The 17,854-nt window shown below is 64.8% G+C and carries 17 protein-coding genes and 4 pseudogenes; 15 read left to right on the forward strand and 6 right to left on the reverse strand.

Going from position 1 to position 17,854, the window contains the following annotated elements:
* The first annotated feature begins 283 nt into the window (after nucleotides 1-283).
* Entirely contained in the window at nucleotides 284-940 is a 657-nt protein-coding gene (locus AC1DY5_RS13600; RefSeq protein WP_478112028.1) for an iron-containing alcohol dehydrogenase, read from the forward strand.
* On the opposite strand, the gene AC1DY5_RS13605 is transcribed toward AC1DY5_RS13600, so the two are convergent.
* Nucleotides 931-1,789, reverse strand: a protein-coding gene (locus tag AC1DY5_RS13605; RefSeq protein WP_478112053.1) for an IS5 family transposase whose coding sequence is annotated in 2 segments (ribosomal slippage) — nucleotides 931-1,378 and nucleotides 1,377-1,789 — 861 coding nt in all. Because the reading frame shifts where the segments join, the coding sequence is not laid out codon by codon here. The two genes, AC1DY5_RS13600 and AC1DY5_RS13605, sit on opposite strands and share 10 nt — an antisense overlap.
* 78 nt (nucleotides 1,790-1,867) lie before the next feature.
* Between AC1DY5_RS13605 and AC1DY5_RS13610 the strand changes: the two genes are divergently transcribed.
* Both AC1DY5_RS13610 and AC1DY5_RS13615 read left to right on the forward strand, forming a co-directional pair.
* Entirely contained in the window at nucleotides 1,868-2,404 is a 537-nt protein-coding gene (locus tag AC1DY5_RS13610; RefSeq protein ID WP_478112055.1) for a dehydroquinate synthase/iron-containing alcohol dehydrogenase family protein, read from the forward strand.
* Nucleotides 2,405-2,446: 42 nt separating this feature from the next.
* Nucleotides 2,447-3,418 carry a Bug family tripartite tricarboxylate transporter substrate binding protein gene (locus AC1DY5_RS13615; RefSeq protein ID WP_478112030.1) on the forward strand — a complete coding sequence of 324 codons (972 nt, stop codon included), beginning with the start codon at nucleotides 2,447-2,449 and terminating at the stop codon, nucleotides 3,416-3,418.
* Between the two features lie 6 nt (nucleotides 3,419-3,424).
* Here AC1DY5_RS13615 and AC1DY5_RS13620 read toward each other — a convergent pair.
* Nucleotides 3,425-3,568, reverse strand: a pseudogene (locus tag AC1DY5_RS13620) (helix-turn-helix domain-containing protein); the annotation flags it as partial.
* Between the two features lie 153 nt (nucleotides 3,569-3,721).
* On the opposite strand from AC1DY5_RS13620, the gene AC1DY5_RS13625 reads away from it, so the two are divergent.
* From AC1DY5_RS13625 to AC1DY5_RS13665, 9 genes and pseudogenes are all read left to right on the forward strand, one after another.
* Nucleotides 3,722-4,441 carry a TetR/AcrR family transcriptional regulator gene (locus AC1DY5_RS13625; RefSeq protein WP_478112032.1) on the forward strand — a complete coding sequence of 240 codons (720 nt, stop codon included), beginning with the start codon at nucleotides 3,722-3,724 and terminating at the stop codon, nucleotides 4,439-4,441.
* A gap of 125 nt (nucleotides 4,442-4,566) precedes the next feature.
* Nucleotides 4,567-5,829: an alpha/beta fold hydrolase gene (locus AC1DY5_RS13630; RefSeq protein ID WP_478112034.1), complete on the forward strand. Its 1,263-nt coding sequence runs from the start codon at nucleotides 4,567-4,569 to the stop codon at nucleotides 5,827-5,829.
* 18 nt (nucleotides 5,830-5,847) lie between these two features.
* Nucleotides 5,848-6,729 (forward strand): VOC family protein, encoded by an 882-nt coding sequence (locus AC1DY5_RS13635; protein ID WP_478112036.1) that lies wholly within the window; start codon nucleotides 5,848-5,850, stop codon nucleotides 6,727-6,729.
* Nucleotides 6,730-6,755: 26 nt separating this feature from the next.
* Nucleotides 6,756-8,426 (forward strand): AMP-binding protein, encoded by a 1,671-nt coding sequence (locus AC1DY5_RS13640; RefSeq protein WP_478112038.1) that lies wholly within the window; start codon nucleotides 6,756-6,758, stop codon nucleotides 8,424-8,426.
* Nucleotides 8,423-8,896: an acyl-CoA thioesterase gene (locus tag AC1DY5_RS13645; protein ID WP_478112039.1), complete on the forward strand. Its 474-nt coding sequence runs from the start codon at nucleotides 8,423-8,425 to the stop codon at nucleotides 8,894-8,896. Before AC1DY5_RS13640 ends, AC1DY5_RS13645 begins: the two co-directional genes overlap by 4 nt.
* Nucleotides 8,893-10,032 (forward strand): FAD-dependent monooxygenase, encoded by a 1,140-nt coding sequence (locus AC1DY5_RS13650; protein ID WP_478112041.1) that lies wholly within the window; start codon nucleotides 8,893-8,895, stop codon nucleotides 10,030-10,032. The genes AC1DY5_RS13645 and AC1DY5_RS13650 overlap by 4 nt, the downstream gene beginning before the upstream one ends.
* A gap of 13 nt (nucleotides 10,033-10,045) precedes the next feature.
* Nucleotides 10,046-11,026, forward strand: a complete 981-nt coding sequence (locus tag AC1DY5_RS13655; RefSeq protein WP_478112043.1) for a Bug family tripartite tricarboxylate transporter substrate binding protein — start codon at nucleotides 10,046-10,048, stop codon at nucleotides 11,024-11,026.
* An 11-nt stretch (nucleotides 11,027-11,037) separates the two neighbouring features.
* On the forward strand, nucleotides 11,038-11,790 hold the full coding sequence (locus AC1DY5_RS13660; RefSeq protein WP_478112044.1) for a maleate cis-trans isomerase family protein: 753 nt from the start codon (nucleotides 11,038-11,040) through the stop codon (nucleotides 11,788-11,790).
* Nucleotides 11,783-11,956 (forward strand): annotated as a pseudogene (locus AC1DY5_RS13665) (LysR family transcriptional regulator); the annotation flags it as partial. The gene AC1DY5_RS13660 and the pseudogene AC1DY5_RS13665, both read left to right, overlap by 8 nt.
* A gap of 135 nt (nucleotides 11,957-12,091) precedes the next feature.
* Here AC1DY5_RS13665 and AC1DY5_RS13670 read toward each other — a convergent pair.
* The 3 genes and pseudogenes from AC1DY5_RS13670 to AC1DY5_RS13680 all read right to left on the reverse strand — a co-directional run bounded on the left by AC1DY5_RS13670 (nucleotide 12,092) and on the right by AC1DY5_RS13680 (nucleotide 14,607).
* Nucleotides 12,092-12,244, reverse strand: coding sequence for a hypothetical protein (locus AC1DY5_RS13670; RefSeq protein ID WP_478112057.1), 153 nt, complete (start codon nucleotides 12,242-12,244; stop codon nucleotides 12,092-12,094).
* A 51-nt stretch (nucleotides 12,245-12,295) separates the two neighbouring features.
* Nucleotides 12,296-13,176 (reverse strand): annotated as a pseudogene (locus AC1DY5_RS13675) (DMT family transporter).
* A gap of 159 nt (nucleotides 13,177-13,335) precedes the next feature.
* Nucleotides 13,336-14,607 (reverse strand): MFS transporter, encoded by a 1,272-nt coding sequence (locus AC1DY5_RS13680; protein WP_478112046.1) that lies wholly within the window; start codon nucleotides 14,605-14,607, stop codon nucleotides 13,336-13,338.
* A 64-nt stretch (nucleotides 14,608-14,671) separates the two neighbouring features.
* Between AC1DY5_RS13680 and AC1DY5_RS13685 the strand changes: the two genes are divergently transcribed.
* From AC1DY5_RS13685 to AC1DY5_RS13695, 3 genes are all read left to right on the forward strand, one after another.
* Nucleotides 14,672-15,649 carry a chromate resistance protein ChrB domain-containing protein gene (locus tag AC1DY5_RS13685; RefSeq protein ID WP_478112048.1) on the forward strand — a complete coding sequence of 326 codons (978 nt, stop codon included), beginning with the start codon at nucleotides 14,672-14,674 and terminating at the stop codon, nucleotides 15,647-15,649.
* Between the two features lie 330 nt (nucleotides 15,650-15,979).
* Nucleotides 15,980-16,606 (forward strand): superoxide dismutase, encoded by a 627-nt coding sequence (locus AC1DY5_RS13690; RefSeq protein ID WP_478112050.1) that lies wholly within the window; start codon nucleotides 15,980-15,982, stop codon nucleotides 16,604-16,606.
* Between the two features lie 20 nt (nucleotides 16,607-16,626).
* On the forward strand, nucleotides 16,627-17,481 hold the full coding sequence (locus AC1DY5_RS13695) for a hypothetical protein (protein WP_478112052.1): 855 nt from the start codon (nucleotides 16,627-16,629) through the stop codon (nucleotides 17,479-17,481).
* A gap of 96 nt (nucleotides 17,482-17,577) precedes the next feature.
* On the opposite strand, the pseudogene AC1DY5_RS13700 reads toward AC1DY5_RS13695, so the two are convergent.
* Nucleotides 17,578-17,854, reverse strand: a pseudogene (locus tag AC1DY5_RS13700) (DUF5666 domain-containing protein); the annotation flags it as partial.

A 17,854-nucleotide genomic window follows, 5' to 3' on the forward strand; every position in this document is an offset into this window, starting at 1 on the left:
CTGGTAGATCGTGGAGCGCGGCCGGATCGTCGACCAGCACTCGTCGCCGCAGTTCAGGCATAGGCAGCCAAGCTGCTTGAGGTTTTCTCAATCGATTGCTGCGCAAAAGTGCTTTGACCGTGTTGCCATGCGGTGGGACTATCCGTTCCGCATTGGCCTCGCGCCGAGGGCACTTCAGGACACTCGAGGAACACGTCTACCGCAAGGTCGTTGCGGAGATGGGATTCGGGTATTGGCGGCAGGTGGTTGCGCTCGAGCGCGCATTGGAATACGGGAAAAAGCAATGATCAAGTCAGAGAACAAGGGCTTCCGATACCGTTTTTCCGGCCACGAACGGGTCACGCACGGCGTGAGCGCGCATGAAGCACTTCCCGCTCTGATGAAATGGTTCGGATACCACCGCGCCTTTTTTGTCTGCTCCAGGACGCTGAACACCCGGACCGATGTCATTCGGAAGATCACCGGGGCCATCGGCGACAAGTTCGTCGGGCTCACCGACGAGGTCGGGGAACACTCGCCGCTCGCGAATGTTTTGAAGGCTGCCCTGCAAGCCAGGGAAGCAGGCGCAGACGTGATCGTCGCTATCGGCGGAGGTTCGGTGATGGACATGTGCAAAGCCATGCAGTTGTGCATTTCCGAGAATGTGTTCGATCGCGCAGGCCTGCTGAAGCTCCAGATGAAGCTGTCGGAGGACGGCACCGAGATGCTTTCGACATCCCGTGCAAGGCCCCTGATCCGTCAGATCGCCATTCCCACGACGCTGGCCACATCGGAGTGGACACCTGTCAGCACGCCGATCGACGACGTGACCCATCTGAAAGCTCGCTTCGTCGTGCCGGAAGGCGCTCCACGCGGCGTCATCTATGACGCCAGGCTACTGAGCCAGACGCCACTCAGTCTGCTCCTCTCGACCGGCATACGCGGCAGAACTTATCCGTAAATTATGTTGACGTCCCTAGGCACCTTGCGGAAGGCGATGATGGYGGCGGCAAGGTGGTTGAGCGCCATGAAGCTGCGCTCAAGTTTCTCGTAGCGCACGAGCAGCTTACGGAAGCGGTTGAACCAGCTATGGCAGACCTCGACCACCCACCGCCGTGCCTTCTTGTTCGGATCGCGTTGCTTGATGTCCGCCTCCGTGCGCCGATCGACGACGTGAGGGATGTAGCCGTGATCCTCGATGGTGCGAAGGTGCTGCGCGCCGCGGTAGCCCGCGTCGGCGCACAGATGTTTGCTTCGCCGATGTGGCGGGGCCTTGCGCTTGACGACGATGGCGGTGAGCACCTCGTCAAGCCGCTTGCAATCATGGACGTTGGCCCCGGTCACGACGAGCGACAACGGGACGCCACGGCCGTCCACCAGCAGGTGGCGCTTGCTGCCTTTTTTTCCCCCGATCCGTGGGGTTGGGGCCCACGGCTTCCTGTGCCAGTGGCGCCTTCATCATCGCGCCGTCCACGCTCTGCCAGCGCCAGGCGATGCCCTGCATCTGGTCGTACTCGGCCAGACCAGCTTTCCACAGAGCTTCGAAGAAGCCTGCAGCCTCCCATTCGAGGAACCGCTTGTGGATGGCGCTTGCGCTGCCGAAGCGCTCCTTGGGTAGCGCCTTCCACTGGCAACCCGTGCGCAGCACGTAGACGATGGCTTCGAACACCAGTCGAGCCGGCTTGGGTGGCCGGCCAGCCCCAGGCTTGCGCACGTATATCTTGTCCGCCGCCGAGCGCGCAGGAATCAGCGGCTCCACCCGCTGCCAGAACTCATCGGTTACGACCCACGACTCGACACGTTTCACCAAGATCTCGATCCAGCGCCGCGTCAACTGCGGCTCGGATCGATAGTTTACCTATTTACGGATAGGTTCTTAGACCATGCCATCAACACCGCTTGCTCGGCGTCGCCCCATCCATTCGCCAGCATGCTCGCAGAGAAGGCGATTCAGCTGTATGTCGACAACCTTCCCAAGGTGAAAGATTGCACCAACCTCCAGGCCTTCACCGACTGCCAACTCGCAACCTGGTACACGGGAATGGGCCAGATGTCAGTACCGCACGGCTTTAGCCATTGGATGGTCCACATCATCGGACCTCTTGGCTCGGTGGCTCATAGCGACGCTGCATGCGTCCTCATGCTTGCGCAGGCCAAGTGGCTCGAAGGGCACGCGACTGCTCAACATGACGCGGTTCTGAAACTGCTGGGACGAAGAGGGCCGTTTCACAAGGTGCTCGCGGAGTTGCTCACTCAGCTCGACATGCCCACCACGCTCGACGATCTGGGCCTGTCGGAGCAACAGGTCGAAGGTTTCATCCAACCAGCGCTTGACCACCCTCAAGTAACGCTGAACAACATCCGACCCATCTTGACTGCTGCCGATGTCAGGGAAGTGTTGGGTCTCGCTTGGGCGGCCAGGTAGCTCCTGCGACCAACCGATCAGAACCACACCAGGAGACATGACATGCAGATCAACCGCCTCGCCGCACTGGCGCTGACATTACTGGCCGCCATGGCCGAGCCCGCTGTCGCAGATGACAGGTATCCAAGCAAGGCTGTGACCGTGGTGGTCCCACAAGTCGCGGGTGGGGCCAACGATGCTATCGCACGCATCGTGGCTCAAAAACTCTCGGAGTCGACCGGCCAGCCGTTCATCGTCGACAACCGCCCCGGCGCGGGGGGCAATATCGGCACGGCGTTCGCAGCGAAGTCCAGGGCCGACGGCTACACCCTACTGCTGACCGTTGACAGTGCGTTCGTCATCAATCCCGCGCTCTACAAGAACACGGGCTTTGATCCCATCAACGACTTTGTGCCAATCACGACCGTGGCGACCGCGGGGTACGTGCTGGTTGCGAACAACAACTTTCCGCCGAACAACGTCGATGAAATGATCGCGGCTGCCAAAGCGCAGCCAGGCAAGATCGCCATCGGGTCGGCCGGCAACGGCACGCTCAATCATCTCTTTGGGGAAATGCTGGGCAAGGCCGCCGGCATCCAGATGATGCACGTACCCTACAAAGGCGCCTCGGCGGCGGTGACCGATCTTGTCGGTGGGCAGGTGCAGGTTTCCGTGCAGAGCCTGCCCTCGTCACTGCCGTTCATCAAGGCCAATAAACTCAAGGTCCTGAGCGTGGTCAACGAAAAGCGCGTGTCCTTGCTTCCCGATGTGCCAACAATCGGCGAGTCAATCAAGGGCCTTGGCGCGACTCCCTGGTACGGCCTGCTGGCGCCGGCCGGAACCCCGAAGGACGTCGTCTCACAGTTGCAGGCGCAGCTGGCCAAGGTGCTGAACTCCCCCGAGCTCCGCGAGAAGCTGGGCACACTCGGTTGCGAACCCCACGTGAGCACGCCCGATCAATTTGCCGCACGGATCAGGAGCGACTTGCCGCGGTGGGCCAGCGTCGTCAAGGACGCCGGGGTCACCGTCGACTGAACAACACCCTGTCCGCTTCGACAACTCCGTCAGCGTGAGCCGGCTGTCGGTAGGCCCGAACGCCGCGAGCAGAGAAGACGCTCTGTCGAGGACCGCAACGCCGCTCGGTTCGGTGGTCTCGGCGGATTGTGAAGCTGGGGTCGTCCGGATCGCCGCGCATCAAAAATGGACGTTCCGCGTCTTTCGTCTATGACGCCACCTGAGGCCGCCAGCCATGCGCTGCTATGCCCTCGTTGCCGGTACCATTCGTGGTCCAGGCGCCATGAGTCGTAGGACACGTGATCGTCCGACGCGAGAGAACATATGACCAACCCAACCACTGTTGCCAAACCGCGAGCTACTCGCAACGATGCGCAGCGCCAGGCGATCCTCGATGCGGCATCGTTGCTGTTTATCGCCAAGGGCTTTGGCGGCACCAACATCAACGACATCGCCGATGCCGTCGGCACGACGCGCACCGCGCTCTACTACTACTTCCCGAGCAAGGAGTCGATGCTCGAAGCGCTGACGGAGGATGTCACCGAAAAGGCCAGCCAACTCGCGCAATCTGTCTCGGGCCGCGATGAACTGCCGCCCGACGAAGCGCTGCGACAGCTGATCTTCCAACATGCCGGCCTCATCCTCTCGCACGCGCTGCAGTTTCGCGTGGTCGAGCGCAGCGAGAGCAGCCTGCCCGAACCGCATCGCTCGGCTGCGCAGAGCGCGCGGCGTGCGTTGCTCGAGCACTTCGTGCGCGTGATTCAGCGGGGCATAGAAGGCGGCCAGTTTCGTCGTGACGTGGACGCCCGCATCGCGGCCTTTTCGATCATCGGCATGTGCAACTGGACCGCATGGTGGTTCCACGCAGACGGCGACGTGTCCGCCGATGTCGTCGCCACCACGATCGTCGACTTCGGGCTGCGCATGCTCGTGCCCGACAAGCCGCGACGCGGACGCGCCGCCGGCGTCGAAGACGCGATCGGCCAGATGCGCGAGGCACTTGCGGTGTTTGAAGCCCAGGTGAAACGGCCTGCCGGGCGCTGAGAAGGCAGCCGACCCATTGCTGCGGCCTCAAGGGTTAACGGTAACGTCAAATATTTGACACTACTGTCGAATAGACCTAGCATTGAGTCATATCAATGACAGGCGCCGCGCGCCGGCGACGACAGATGAGTCCATCCGCTTCCCCGGGGCAGGCCACCGCCGGCTTCCTCAACACCGACTGGAACCCGCGCAACGTTCCGGCGGGCACGACCACCACGAACGTGGTGCTGCGCACCGCCGACAACGCCGCTACCAGCGGCTCGCTGTACGAGCCCGCCACGCCGAGCGACACTGTCGTGTGCGTGATGCACCCGCGGGAGTTCATGGCGTGCCACTACCTGATCCCCGACATCATCGGCGCCGGGTACGCGGCCTGGTCGCAAGCGCCGCGCTCGGTCGGCAACGACTTGCGGCTCGAACATGAATTCGCGCTGCACGACGTCGCCACCGGCCTGGCGCATCTGAAGTCCCGCGGCTTCCGCCGGATCGTGCTTCTGGGCAATTCGGGCGGCGCCGGGCTCTACGCTTTCTATGCGCAGCAGTCGGCGCTGTCCGGCGCCGAGCGCACCGCCAGGACGCCGGGCGGCAAGCCCACGCAACTGGCGGAACTCGATATGCCGGCCGTCGACGGCCTGGTCTTCATCGGCCCGCACCCGGGCCAGGGAGCATTGCTGATGAACTGCATCGACCCGTCGGTCGCGAACGAAGCCGATGCGCTGTCGGTCGACCCCGCGCTCGATCCGCTGAATCCGGCCAATGGCTATGCGGGGCCGAAGGGCACGCGCTATGACGCTGCGTTCATTGAGCGCTACCGCGCAGCGCAGCGCGACCGGGTGGCCCGCATGGACGTCATGGCCCGCGAGCTGATCGAACGGCGCCTTTCGGCACGCAAGCGCGTCAAGGCAGCCGGCCCAGCGGCCACGGCCGAAGACAAGCGGATCGCCGCCCACACGCCCATCATCAACGTCTGGCGCACCGACGGCGACCTGCGCTGCTTCGATCTCTCGCTCGACCCGTCGGATCGTAAGTTCGGCTCGCTCTGGGGTGCCGACCCGTACGCATCAAACTACGGCGCGGTCGGCTTCGCCCGCCAGTGCACACCGGAGAGCTGGCTCTCGACCTGGTCGGGCCTGTCGTCCAATGCCAGCCTAGCGAAGACCGCCGCTGCGATCACGCAGCCGGTGCTGGTCGTCGAATACACAGGCGACCAGGCCTGTTTTCCGGGCGATGTGCGCCGCATCGTCGACGCTATCGCCGCCACAACCAAGCGCCACGAACGGGTGCGGGGCGATCACCATGGCCGTGCACTGTCGGCCGATGAAGAACCCGGCCGCCTGGCTGCCGGCCGCCTGCTCGCCGACTGGTTGCGCGAGACCTTTCCCGCCTGACCCGAACCTGGAGACCCCATGTCTGCCTCGACCCTTCCCACGCCGGCGCTGCGCGGCGTCGATCACACCGCCCGCCCGACTTGGAAGCTGCGCGAAACCATCGAGTTCTACCGCGACAAACTCGGCCTACCGCTCGTGCACGTGATCTCCGCGCGCGGCTGGGGCCCGGCCACGCATCCCGACTTCCTGCACTTCTTCTTCGACAGCGGCAACGGCAGCACGATCGCATTCTTCTACTACCTCGGCAGCGAGCAACCGGCCAGCCTCAAAGGCCGCGCGGCGATGAAACCGCTGCCGGAAGACCATGTGTTCGACGCTACCCACACCGCCTGGCTGGTCGACGGCGCGGACGAACTCCAGGCCTGGAAGCAACGCCTCGAAGCCAGGGGCCTGGAAGTGTCGGTCGAAACGCGTCACGAGGTGATTGAGTCGATCTACGTGCGCGACCCGAACGGCTACTTCGTCGAGTTCACCCGCAAGCTGCRCCCGCTCGTCGACATCGATGCGACCGATGCCGCGCTCACGGTGCAGGCCGCGATCGAGGCGGAAGACGCTGCCGAAAGGGCCGGCAGGCGCGTCACAGCGATCGACGAGATCTGGTCTCGCAAGGCCGCCCTGCTGGACGAACGCGATGGCCGCAACGGCGGCAGCCTGCGCATCTACGTGCCCAAGGTCGATGAGTTCGCCACAATCGTGAAGGACGCGGCCGCGCGCGGTGACTGTCGCGTCCATTCCAGCGAAGGCTACGACTGCATCGAGGCCGACGGGCCGATCGAGTTCCGGCGCAAAGCCCTCGATCTGAAGCCCGCGGTCTGGTACGGCCTCTTCACGGGCGGCGTGCATGGCCGTGTCGAAGTGCTGGATCGCGAGCGCGTCGTGATTGCGCCATCGCACGCCTGAGCAGAAGACAAAGGCAGGAGACAACCGTGACGAACATTCTGAGCCCCATCGAGGGCGTGAGCTATCCGCCGCCGGAGCGCGCCGCCGCGTCGCGCGCCAATGGATCGTGGGTCCCCTCGACGGTCGGCGACGCACTGCGCGCCACCGCGAAGCGCTATCCCGACCGCGCCGCCTTCATCAGCGACGAGCGCACGCTGAGCTATCGTGAATTCGACGAGACGACCGAACGCCTCGCGGCGGCGCTGCTGAATCTGGGCCTCGTCACCGGCGACCGCGCGATCTTCCAGCTCGGCACAAACATCGAGACAGCGATCGTGCTGCTCGCTTGCTTCAAGGCCGGCATCGTCCCGGTCTGCTCGCTGCCGCAGCACCGCGACGTCGAGATCGGCCAGTTGGTCGAACAGTCCGGCGCGCGCGGGTACTTTGTGCAGGCCGACTTCAACAGTTTCGACCTGGTCGGATTCGCGGCCGGTATGGTCGAAAAGTATGCGACGCTGAAGCACCTGGCGGTCGTGCGCGGCGCCGCTGCCGGAGCGTCGAGCATGGAGGCCTTGATCGACGGCACGCCCCTCGCCACAGCCCGCGAACGCCTGTCCCACCTGCCGCTGGGCAGCGAAGACGTGCTTAGCTTCCAGCTCTCGGGCGGCACCACCGGCGTGCCGAAGATCATTCCGCGCTTCCATGCCGAGTACCTCGGCCATTCGGCGGGCTGGATGAGGCGGTATCGCATCACGGCCGATAGCCGCGTGATCTGGTCGCTGCCGCTGCTGCACAACGCCGGGCAGTTGTACGCGCTGATCCCGACGGCTGCCTTCGGCGTGACCACGGTGCTGATGCCCAGGGTCGACATCCGCCGCATGCTCGAGCTGATCGAGCAGCACCGGGTCACGCACGCGCTGTCCATCGGGCCGATCGCGCCGCAGCTGCTGGCCTACACCGACATCGCGCTGCACGATCTGTCGTCGCTGCAGCTGTTCGCCACGATGAGCCGATCCGACAACCTGGAGAAGCACCTGGGACTGCCCTGCTCCAACCTGTACGGCATCACCGAAGGGCTGCTGCTGGGCTCATCCGCCGACGCGCCGGCATTCGCTCGGCATCACACGCAAGGCGCCTCGGGCTGCGCGCACGACGAGATCCGCCTGCTCGTGCCCGAGACCGAAGAACCGAGCGCGCCCGGGGAGATGGGCGAGATGTGCTTTCGCGGCCCGTCTAGCCTGACCGGCTTCTTCGACAACCCGGCGGCGAATGCGAAGGCTTTCACCTCTGATGGCTTTTACCGCACCGGCGACATGATGACGGCGCACGTTGTGGACGGCCTCACCTTCTACGCCTTCGAAGGCCGTTTGCGCGACAACATCAACCGCGGCGGCGAGAAGATCGGCTGCGAAGAGGTCGAAGGCTTCATCAGCCAGCATCCGGCCGTGGCCGACGCCAAGCTGGTGGCGATGCCGGACCCGTACTACGGCGAAAAGGCCTGCGTCTACATCGTGCCGCGCCCCGGCATGACGGTGCCCGACGTGAAGGCGCTCGGCGCCTTCCTCGTCGGGCAGGGCCTCGCCAAATACAAATGTCCGGAGCGCATCGAAGCAGTCGACAGCTTCCCGCTCACACGCGTGGGCAAGGTTGACAAGCCGGCGCTGAAGAAGTTGATCGCCGACCAGCTGGCCGCCGAAGCCGCAGGGAGCGCCCCATGATCGCCACGGAGCAGGTGCTGAGCCAACTGCCGCTCGTCATCCGCCGCCGTGTGAAGTGGGGCGAGTGCGATCCGGCGGGCGTGGTCTACACGGTGACATTCTCGGAGTACGTGATCTCGGCCGCCGAGCTGTTCTACGGCGCGCTCTTCGACTCCACGCCGCAGCGCGTCAAGCGGGAGCAAGGCTTCGGCACGCCGAGCCGCGCGCTCACCTTCGACTTCCAGCGCTCCTTGCGCCCCGACGACGAGTTCGACATGACCGTGACGGTGGCAGACATCCACAGCCGCACCTACGTGCTCGACATCACGGGCCGTACGCCCGAGGGCGATGTCGTGTTCGTCGCGAAGCTGACGCCGGTGTGTGTGGCGCGCGAGGAGCGCCGTTCGATCGAGATTCCAGACGCCTTCCGCCACGCGTTGCAGCGCTACCGAGATGCCTGCGCGAACGTTTCCGGGAGTCCAGCCCCATGAAGATCGCCGTCATCGGCGCCGGCCCCGCCGGCATGTATTTCTCGCTGCTGGCGAAGAAGCACGATCCCTCGCACGAGATCCGTATTTGCGAGCAGAACCCGGAAGGCGCCACCTACGGCTGGGGCGTCGTGTTCTCGGACATCGGGCTGGGCTTCCTGAAGGAGGCCGATCCCGAATTCTTCGCCGAGTTCACCGCACACCACGAAAAGTGCGACTACATGGATGTGGTGCACCGCGGCACCCATGTGCAGATCCACGGCAACCACTTCTCGCGCACCGCCCGCATCGACATGCTGAACACGCTGCAGCGCGCCTGCCAGCGCGCGGGCGTGCAGATCGCGTACGGCCGCCGCATCGAGGACGTGCAGGCGCTGGCGCGCGAGGTGGACCTGGTGGTCGCCGCCGACGGCGGCAACAGCGCTGTGCGCAGGCAGTTCGCCGATCACTTCAGGCCGAGCTTCGAGAAGCGCCGCAACAAGTTCGCCTGGTACGGCACGCGCCAGCGCTTCCACCCCGTGTCGCTGATCTTTCGAGAGACGCCGCATGGCGTGTTCATCGCCCACAGCTACCAGTACAGCCCCGAGCTGAGCACCTTCCTGGTCGAGGTGGACCCCGACACCTGGCGGCGCGCCGGCCTCCACATTGCGAGCGAAGACGAGAGTCGGCGTTTCTGCGCCGAAGTGTTCCGCCCCGAGCTCGGCGGCAACGAGTTGTTGAGCAACCGATCGCTCTGGTTCGAGGCCAACATCGTCAAGAACGAACAATGGACGCATCGCAACATCGTGCTGCTCGGCGACGCGCTGCGCACGGTGCACTTCTCGCTCGGCTCGGGCACGCGCATGGCGATGCAGGACGCGATCGCCTTGCAGCGCGGCCTGGCGGCGCATCCGCAGGATCTGCCGGCGGCCTTCGCCGCGTTCGAGGCCACGCGCCGGCCGGCCTCGTCGAGCTTCCAGAGCGCGGCGGCAAAGAGCCTCGACTGGTACGAGAGCGTCGCGGACAAGTTGCACCTCGACCCCGTCAGCTTCGCCTACGACTACATGCGGCGCACCGGCCAGGTGTGCCACGACGACCTGAAGCAGCGCGACCCGCATTTCACCGCGGCGTACGACGCACTGCAGGCCCACAGCACCTGAAGGAGACATTGCCATGAACTCGTTATTTCATACCCGCCTGCTGAGTATCGGTGTACTGTGCCTGGCCGTCGCCACCATCGCCTCCGCACAGACCTTTCCGACCAAGCCCGTTCGCGCCGTGCTGCCCTACTCCGCCGGCAGCGGCCCCAACACGGTCATGCGCAACGTCGGCGAGAGGCTGGGCCGCGAATGGGGTCACCCGGTGCTGGTCGACAACAAGCCCGGCGCCAACGGCTGGCTCGCACTCGGCGAGGTCAAACGCGCCGCGCCCGACGGCCATACCTTGCTCGTCGTCGATGCCACGCCGATGACCTTGCAGCCGAACCTCTACAAGCAACTGCCCTTCGATCCGGTGAAAGATTTCGAGCCGGTCACGCCGCTGTACTCGACGCACTTCTTCATCGTCGTCGGCGTCAACTCGCCATGGAAGAACGTGGCCGACCTGATGGCGGCTGCCAAGGCGAAGCAGGGGCAGGTCAGCTACGGCAGCTGGGGCATCGGCAGCGTGGCCCATGTGGGCACGGCCCAGCTCGAAGGCGCTACCGGCATGCAGATGATGCACGTGCCCTTCAAGGAGTTGCCGCAGCTGTACACGGCGGTCGCGACCGGCGAAGTCGACTGGGCCTTCGGCACCGCCGCGACCGTGGACCCGCTCTACCGCGCCAGGAAGGTCAGGCTGCTGGCCTATGCCGGCCCGAAGCGCCTGGCCGGCTACGAAGACGTACCGACCGTCGCCGAGGCTGGCGGCCCGGCCGGCTTCGAGCTGCGCACTTGGGTCGCACTCTACGCGCCCAAGGGAACGCCCGGGCAGGTGATCGACCGCATCAACGCGAGCGTGGCCAAGACGCTGGCCGAGMCGGAGGTGCGCGCGCGTCTCGCAGGCTTCGGTTTCGAGCCCTGGAGCGCACCACCCGCCGAGATCACGCGCGTCACCGCTGCCGACACCCGTCGCTTCGCCGACATCGTCAAGCGCGCCAGCATTTCACTGGATTGAGAGGAACCCCCATGACGAGCCGCAGTTTCCGGATCGGGCAGATCGTGCCCAGCTCCAACACCACGATGGAAACCGAGGTGCCCGCGATGCTGCGGGCACGCGAGGCAATTYGCCCCGAGCGCTTCACTTTCCATTCGAGCCGCATGCGCATGCACAAGGTGACGAAGGAAGAACTCGAAGCGATGAATAAGGAGAGCCTGCGCTGCGCGGCCGAGCTGGCCGACGCGCGGGTGGATGTGATGAGCACCGCATGTCTCGTCGCAATCATGGCGATGGGGCCGGGCTACCACCGAGAGACCGAAAGCGAGCTGACGGCGGTGGCGCGCGCCAATCAGTCGCTCGCACCAGTGATGACCTCGGCCGGCGCGCTGGTCGAAGGGCTGAAGATGATGGGGGCGAAAAGGATCTCCCTCATGGCGCCCTACATGCGGCCGCTGACCAACTTGGTGGTCCAGTACATCGAGAATGAAGACATCCAGGTCATCGACTCACTCTGCTTCGAGATCCCGGACAACCTCGAGGTCGGACTGCGCGACCCGATGCTGTTGCTCGACGACGTGAAGCGGCTCGACACCCGCGGAGCCGACGTGGTCGTTGCTTCGGCCTGCGTGCAGATGCCCTCGCTGCCGGCGGTGCAACGCATCGAAGATATGCTGGGCATCCGCACCGTTTCGACCGCCGTGTGCACAGTGCGCCGCATGCTCGATCACCTGGGTCTGGAGCCGGTGGTGCCAGGCGCCGGCGCCCTGCTGGCCGGTGCTTGATCTCAACGACTTCCGCTATTTCGTCCGCATCGTGGAGTGCGGAGGGCTCACCGCCGCCAGCCGTCATCTGGACGTGCCGAAGTCGACGGTGAGCCACCGTCTCCGGCAGCGGGAGACATCGCTCAGCGTCCGGCTCGTCAACCGGACCTCGCGCAGCCGGAGCATGACAGACACGGGAGCTCTCTTCTATCGGCATGCGGTCGAGACGCTGGAACGCGCGGAATTCGCCGAAAACGCAACTCGGATCGCGATGACCGTCGGACTGGTGTCATTGAAGCGTCGCGCGATTCCGGCGATCGCCTCAATCGGCCGTCACAACCATCACGTAGAGTTGCATTGCTGCCCAGCCCAGAACCGCAGCGCCAACCAATACCAGCAGCACGACCATGCCTCGCATGGCGCCTCGCGCCAATCTACGATGGCCTTCCGGCGGTATCTGATTCCAAGCTTGCATGGTGCTTCTCCTTGCTGCTTCCAGGTCATTCAGCATGCACCAAAGCAGCGGCTAGTGCCGATGGCCGTGATGCGCATCTGGCACATGGGGATGGACGTGCCGCAACGGCTCATGCAGATGCCTGTGACTGTGCTCGCCCGTGGGCATCGGATTGTGGACATGGTCATGGTGTCCATCGTCGTGGTGATGAGCGTGTTCGTGCTCCAGCGGCTCATGCTCGCACAAAAGCAAACACGGAGCCGGTACGCGCGACGCCGAACGCACGCTGAGCGAGAAGATAGAGCCGCAAACTCAGCCCGTAGCCGCTCATGCCTATGGCAAGTAACGAAATGGCTGCGCCCAGTCCCGGTAGCGTCTCTCCGAAGGCGACTGCAAGGGCGGCCGTTGTAAACACGCCAAGCGCAGCCTTTTCGAGAACAACCTGGCCGGGATCGCGCTCAGCCAAAGCGCGGGACAAGGTGTTGTCTACCCCCCAGGCCGATGTCGCTGCCAGCACCGCGATAAGGCCAGCCCAGGAGCTCCACGCCGCCGGTCAGGCCGCGATCCAGGACAAGGACGATGCCGCCTGCGAGCAACATGGCCGTCCAAACCCGGCCAATCCATCACCTCGCGATAGAGAAATCCGGGCCAGAAGCGACGTGAACAGCGCTTCCAACGTCAGTATCAGGGACGCGCTGGTGCCGCTGGTGTGCTACAGGCCCCGGCAAGCGCCACCGACCGATGGCGGCGCCGAACAGGGCCATACAGGCAGCGCGCGCGAAGTCTGAGCGACGCAGCGCCGCCTCGCGCTCACCCGGCTGGCGCAGCAGCGCACCAATCGGCTCCGCGCCGGCATAGAGCAATGCTGCGGTGGTGAAGGGCCCAAGCCCGCTGCCGGCGAGCTAAACCAGCGGCGTGCTGATGCCGAACAAGGTCGCTGCGATCAACGCCAGGAAACCGACGCGCGGGCATGTGCAAAAATGGACGCCTGGTCATCATCAAAGATTATCAGCATCGGTGGATCACTCGAGGTGATTGACTGATGCCTCGGCGCATCATCACCGCCAGCTCGCAGGGCTGCCGGGTACCAGCTGACAACGCATGAGCAGCGCCTACAGCCCCTCGACCCGACTGCGCCGCATGGCACGCCATAGCGTCAGGTCGTAGGTGATCTTGAGCAGGCCGCATGCGATCAGCGGCATCGAGATCCACCCAGCGGCGAACATCGCTCCGCTCAGCGTCGGGCTGATGGCTGCCGCCAGGCTGCGCGGCACAGCCGTGAAGCTCGCAGCGGCGCTGCGCTCCGCGGGCGTGACGACGGCCATGACGTAGGCGGTGCGCGTGGGCACGTCCATCGACGACAGGGCGCTGCGGACCATGAGCAATCCCAGGGCGACCGGCAGGCTGGGCGCCAAGGCAGCCAGCACCAGGCAGACATTCGCCGGCAGGTGCGTGAAGACCATGGTGTTCAGCAGCCCGATGCGTTTGGCCACCAGCGGCGCAGCCAACTGGGATGCAGCGCCGAGCAAACCGGTCCAGAAGAAAAACACCCCGGCCTGCGCCAACGAGAGGCCGAAGCGCTCCAGCAGCCACAACGACATCAACGCGTTGACCGTCAGCCCGCCGGCGAAGGCGTCGACGCTGAAGAGAGCCGCCAATCGCACGACGACACCGCGCGATGCATTCAGCGGTGCCGGAGCGACGGGAGTATCGGGTGCGTCGGAGGCACTGCTCGCACCCTCGTGCGCCGGCAGAGTTCGATAGAGCCAGAAGACGGCCAGACCGATGGCTGCGTAGACCAGAAACATGCCGCGGAGCGCATCCAGGCGCGCGAGCCCGGTGTGCCGAACCAGCCAGTCGGGCACGGCAGCCGCCAGTGCCCCCAGCGCTGCGCACAGTGCGCCAACCAGGCTGTAGCGCGCGAACAGCTCGGTTCGCGCATGGCCTTGCGCCGCCCCGGCCAGGCGGGCATGCTCCAGCGGCAGAAAGACACTGACGTCGCCCGAACTCGGGTTGAGCGTGCCAACGAGCGCGACGATCAACAAGGGCCAGAACGACGACAGGCTTGCGAACCCCAGACCCGTGGCGGCCATCAACATGGCTGCGCCGCGCAACAGTTTCCCGCCGGCGAAGCGGTACCCCCACGCGCCGACTGCGAGCGTGGCTGCCGCGGACCCGAGCATCGTCGCGGTGCTCACGATGCCGACCTCCAGGGTACCGAGTCCGATCGAGAGCAGATAGGCCGGCAGTAGCACCGCCATGTAGCCGTCACCGAAGGCGCGCAGCGCCCTGGCGGCCAATAGGGGAACCGCACTGGCGTCGACCCCGGACGGCAGCAAGCGTGCAAATCCGCGACGCGGCCGGGACAAGGGGCCTGAACTCATAGATTCTCCGGTATGAGGGTCATGCATTTTGTAGATATCACGACAATAATGTATTCTTCACTACATGCCTTCTTCCGACGCGTCCCCCGATACCGTCAAATGGTTATTGCTGGTCGTCTCCCTGCCCACGCAGGGCGCGACGGCGCGCATGCGGATCTGGAGAGCGCTCAAGGCGATGGGATGCGCAGCGCTGCGGGATGGCGCCTACCTGCTGCCCGATAGCGAATTGCATAGAGATGCGCTGCAGGAACTTGCCGATGAATGCGTGCGCGAGGGAGGCAGCGCGTGGCTATTGGTGACCACGCCGGCCAGCGCGGCAGACGCAGGCGCCTACCCCCAACTCTTCGACCGGAGCGCCGACTACGCGGCGCTCGTGAGGGCCTGGAAGGAAGCCGCGGCCACCTTGCCCTCGCTCGGCGTCGCCGAATTGACGCGACTGCAAAAGAAGCTGCGCCGTGACTATGAAGCACTCGTTGCCACGGATTTCTTCCCCGGCGAGGCGAGTCTCGAAGCCGAAGCCGCGTGGGTGGACTTCAACCAACGCATCGACGGCGTGCTGACGCCGGACGAACCACATGAAATCCAAGGCCAGATTCCGCGCCTGAGCATCGCCGACTACCAAGGTCGTCTGTGGGCCACACGACGGCGGCTCTGGGTCGATCGAGTCGCCAGTGCCTGGCTGATTCGCCGCTTCATCGATCCCGGCGCGCGCTTCCAGTGGCTGGCCAAGACGAGCGACTGCCCGCGCAAGGCGCTCGGTTTTGACTTCGATGGCGCCGCCTTCACCCACGTCGGAGAACGGGTCACCTTCGAAACCTTGATGGCGAGCTTCGGGCTCGACGAGAACCCCGCCCTGATCCGGATGGGCGCAATGGTGCGTTCGCTGGACATGGGCTCCGGCCCAGTGGCGGAAGGCGCAGGGTTCGAAGCCGTGCTTGCCGGCGCCCGCGAGCGCCTGCCTGACGATGACGCTCTCCTCGCAGAGATCGGTGGTGTGCTGGATTCGCTGTACGCACATTTCGAACGCGAGGCCAAGGCTTGAGGAGGACGAGCCAGATGACCGCTTCCCGAGCCTGACATCGTGCTGGCCGCCGCGCTGGTTGGCCTCGCGGTGAATCCGTTGACACGATCACGAGATGCTGCGGCACGGTCTCGTGATGTACGACGCGCTGTACGCCTGGTGCAGGTCGCGCCCGCCCAACACGCACGTGACCGCCAATCCACCGAGCGCATCGCTCGAACGGAGAGCCAGATGAATCGTGAGTCGAAACCCACACGCCGAGATTTCGTCACAACGGCCGCGGCAGGCGCCGGAGCCTTTGCCCTGCCGACCGGCGTCGTCGCTGAAATCGCCCCTTCGAAGGAGACCACCATGAGCACCGCACCAGCCTTTCAAGCCAGCGACACCTTGAAGCCCTTGCCTTTCGATCCCGCCAAGCTGAGCAATCTGTCGGAGCGGCTCATCCGCTCCCACTGGGAAAACAACTACGGTGGCTCCGTGAAGGCCTTGGCGGTGGTGAAGAAGCGCCTGGGCGAAGCGCTGGCCGACAAGGACCTACCTCCCTACGTCTACAACGACCTCAAGCGCGAGCATCTGCTGCGCACGGGCTCCGTCGTGTTGCACGAAGACTATTTCGACAACCTCGGCGGAAATGGCAGCGCGGGCGCCCCTGAGCGCCAGGCAATCGCAAAGGCCTTCGGCAGCTTCGACGCGTGGGAAACTGAATTCCGCCGCGTCGGCGCCGGCCTCGGAGGTGGTTCGGGATGGGTGGTCTTGGGCTTCAATCAGCACACGCGACAACTCGAGAACTATTGGATGGCCGACCACGCGCATGCACCCGCGGCCACCACGCCAATCCTGGTGATGGACATGTACGAGCACTCCTACCAGATGGACTTTGGCGCGGCGGCGGCGAAGTACATCGACGCCTTCTTCCGGAACATCCAGTGGGAGAAGGTTGCCGCGCGCCTCGCGGCCAGCGGTGCGGAAAAGGCGTGAGGCCGTCATGAAACGAAGCAATGGTGGTGCCCAATTGCCATGTGATTCGCCTGATCACCGATGGGAGCGGGCCCGTGCGGCGCGTGGTCGCGATCGAAACCAGCGCGGGCCCGGTTCCCGTGCCTGAGGAGGCTGTGGTGGTCGTTGCACTCGGCACCATCGAGAGCGCCCGCATAGCGCTCGGCTCACTACCTGGACTGCCCGGCGTGGGTCGAATTGGCGCCAACCTGATGGCCCACCTGCGCTCAAACCTGACAATCCGCATCCCGCGAGATGCAGTTGCCGGCCTGAACCCCGCGGTGAAGGAACTGCAGGCCAGTGCGTTGTTCGTGAAGGGGCGGCATACGCACGCCGACGGCAAGTTCGGCCACTTCCATCTGCAGATCACGGCTGCCGGCCTCGCCCAGCCAAGCGGCGACTCCGAGGCGGAGTTGTTCAAGAAGGTGCCCGATCTCGACACCATCGATACCATGCGACAGGCCACCGACACAACAATCGTTCTAACGTTGAGAGGCATTGGTGAGATGCGGCCCGACAATTGTGGCTTTCCATCTGGGCGTTCTCGACCGGCGCCGGGCGGTCGCGCTGTCCCGCGCGATCACGAACCCGCCGGCTCTGGTTCAAGTGCGGTGGAAGTCAGGGAGCTCGTTGGCCAAGTGCAGCCACAAGAACGCCGCACTGGATTCCCACGACCTGAGGTGACTGATGCTGACGCTGGCTGGTCGGCGTCCGGACGCTTTACGGGAAGGTGTCGGGTCGACACGCAGCCTACCGAGATGCTTCGGAGAGCGCGGACAATCGAAGATCCGTTTGCCTTTTTGCACAGCCCACAGAAGGTTCGGAGGTCGCAGACGACTAGGCCAGCATGGGCCTGAACGTGCGGCGGCATCCGCTGGGCATTGACACGGCATAGTCTGGCCGAACTAGGCGTCCATACAGCAGCGGCGGTGATTGGTCCTCAGATTCACCCACTATTGGAACTCGACGCTGTCGGCAGTTAGCACGCCGTTCAGGACTCGTGTGCCATGGACATGCACCTTGACGCCGTTGCCGAGATTGGCCGCAGTGCCGTTGCTGAAGTCCACGCCCGGGCTCGCGGCGTTTACAGGCTGTCCCTTGACCCGGAAATCGGCGGCTGAACGGAAGGAGCCAATGGTTCCGATCAGGTCGAACGAAGCCGGCCCGCCAGTGCCTGGCACATGCCGTATCTTCAGCTTCGTCGCCTTCAGGATGCCGTTGGCGATGCGT

The organism is Variovorax sp. P4_D9 (assembly GCF_056401695.1).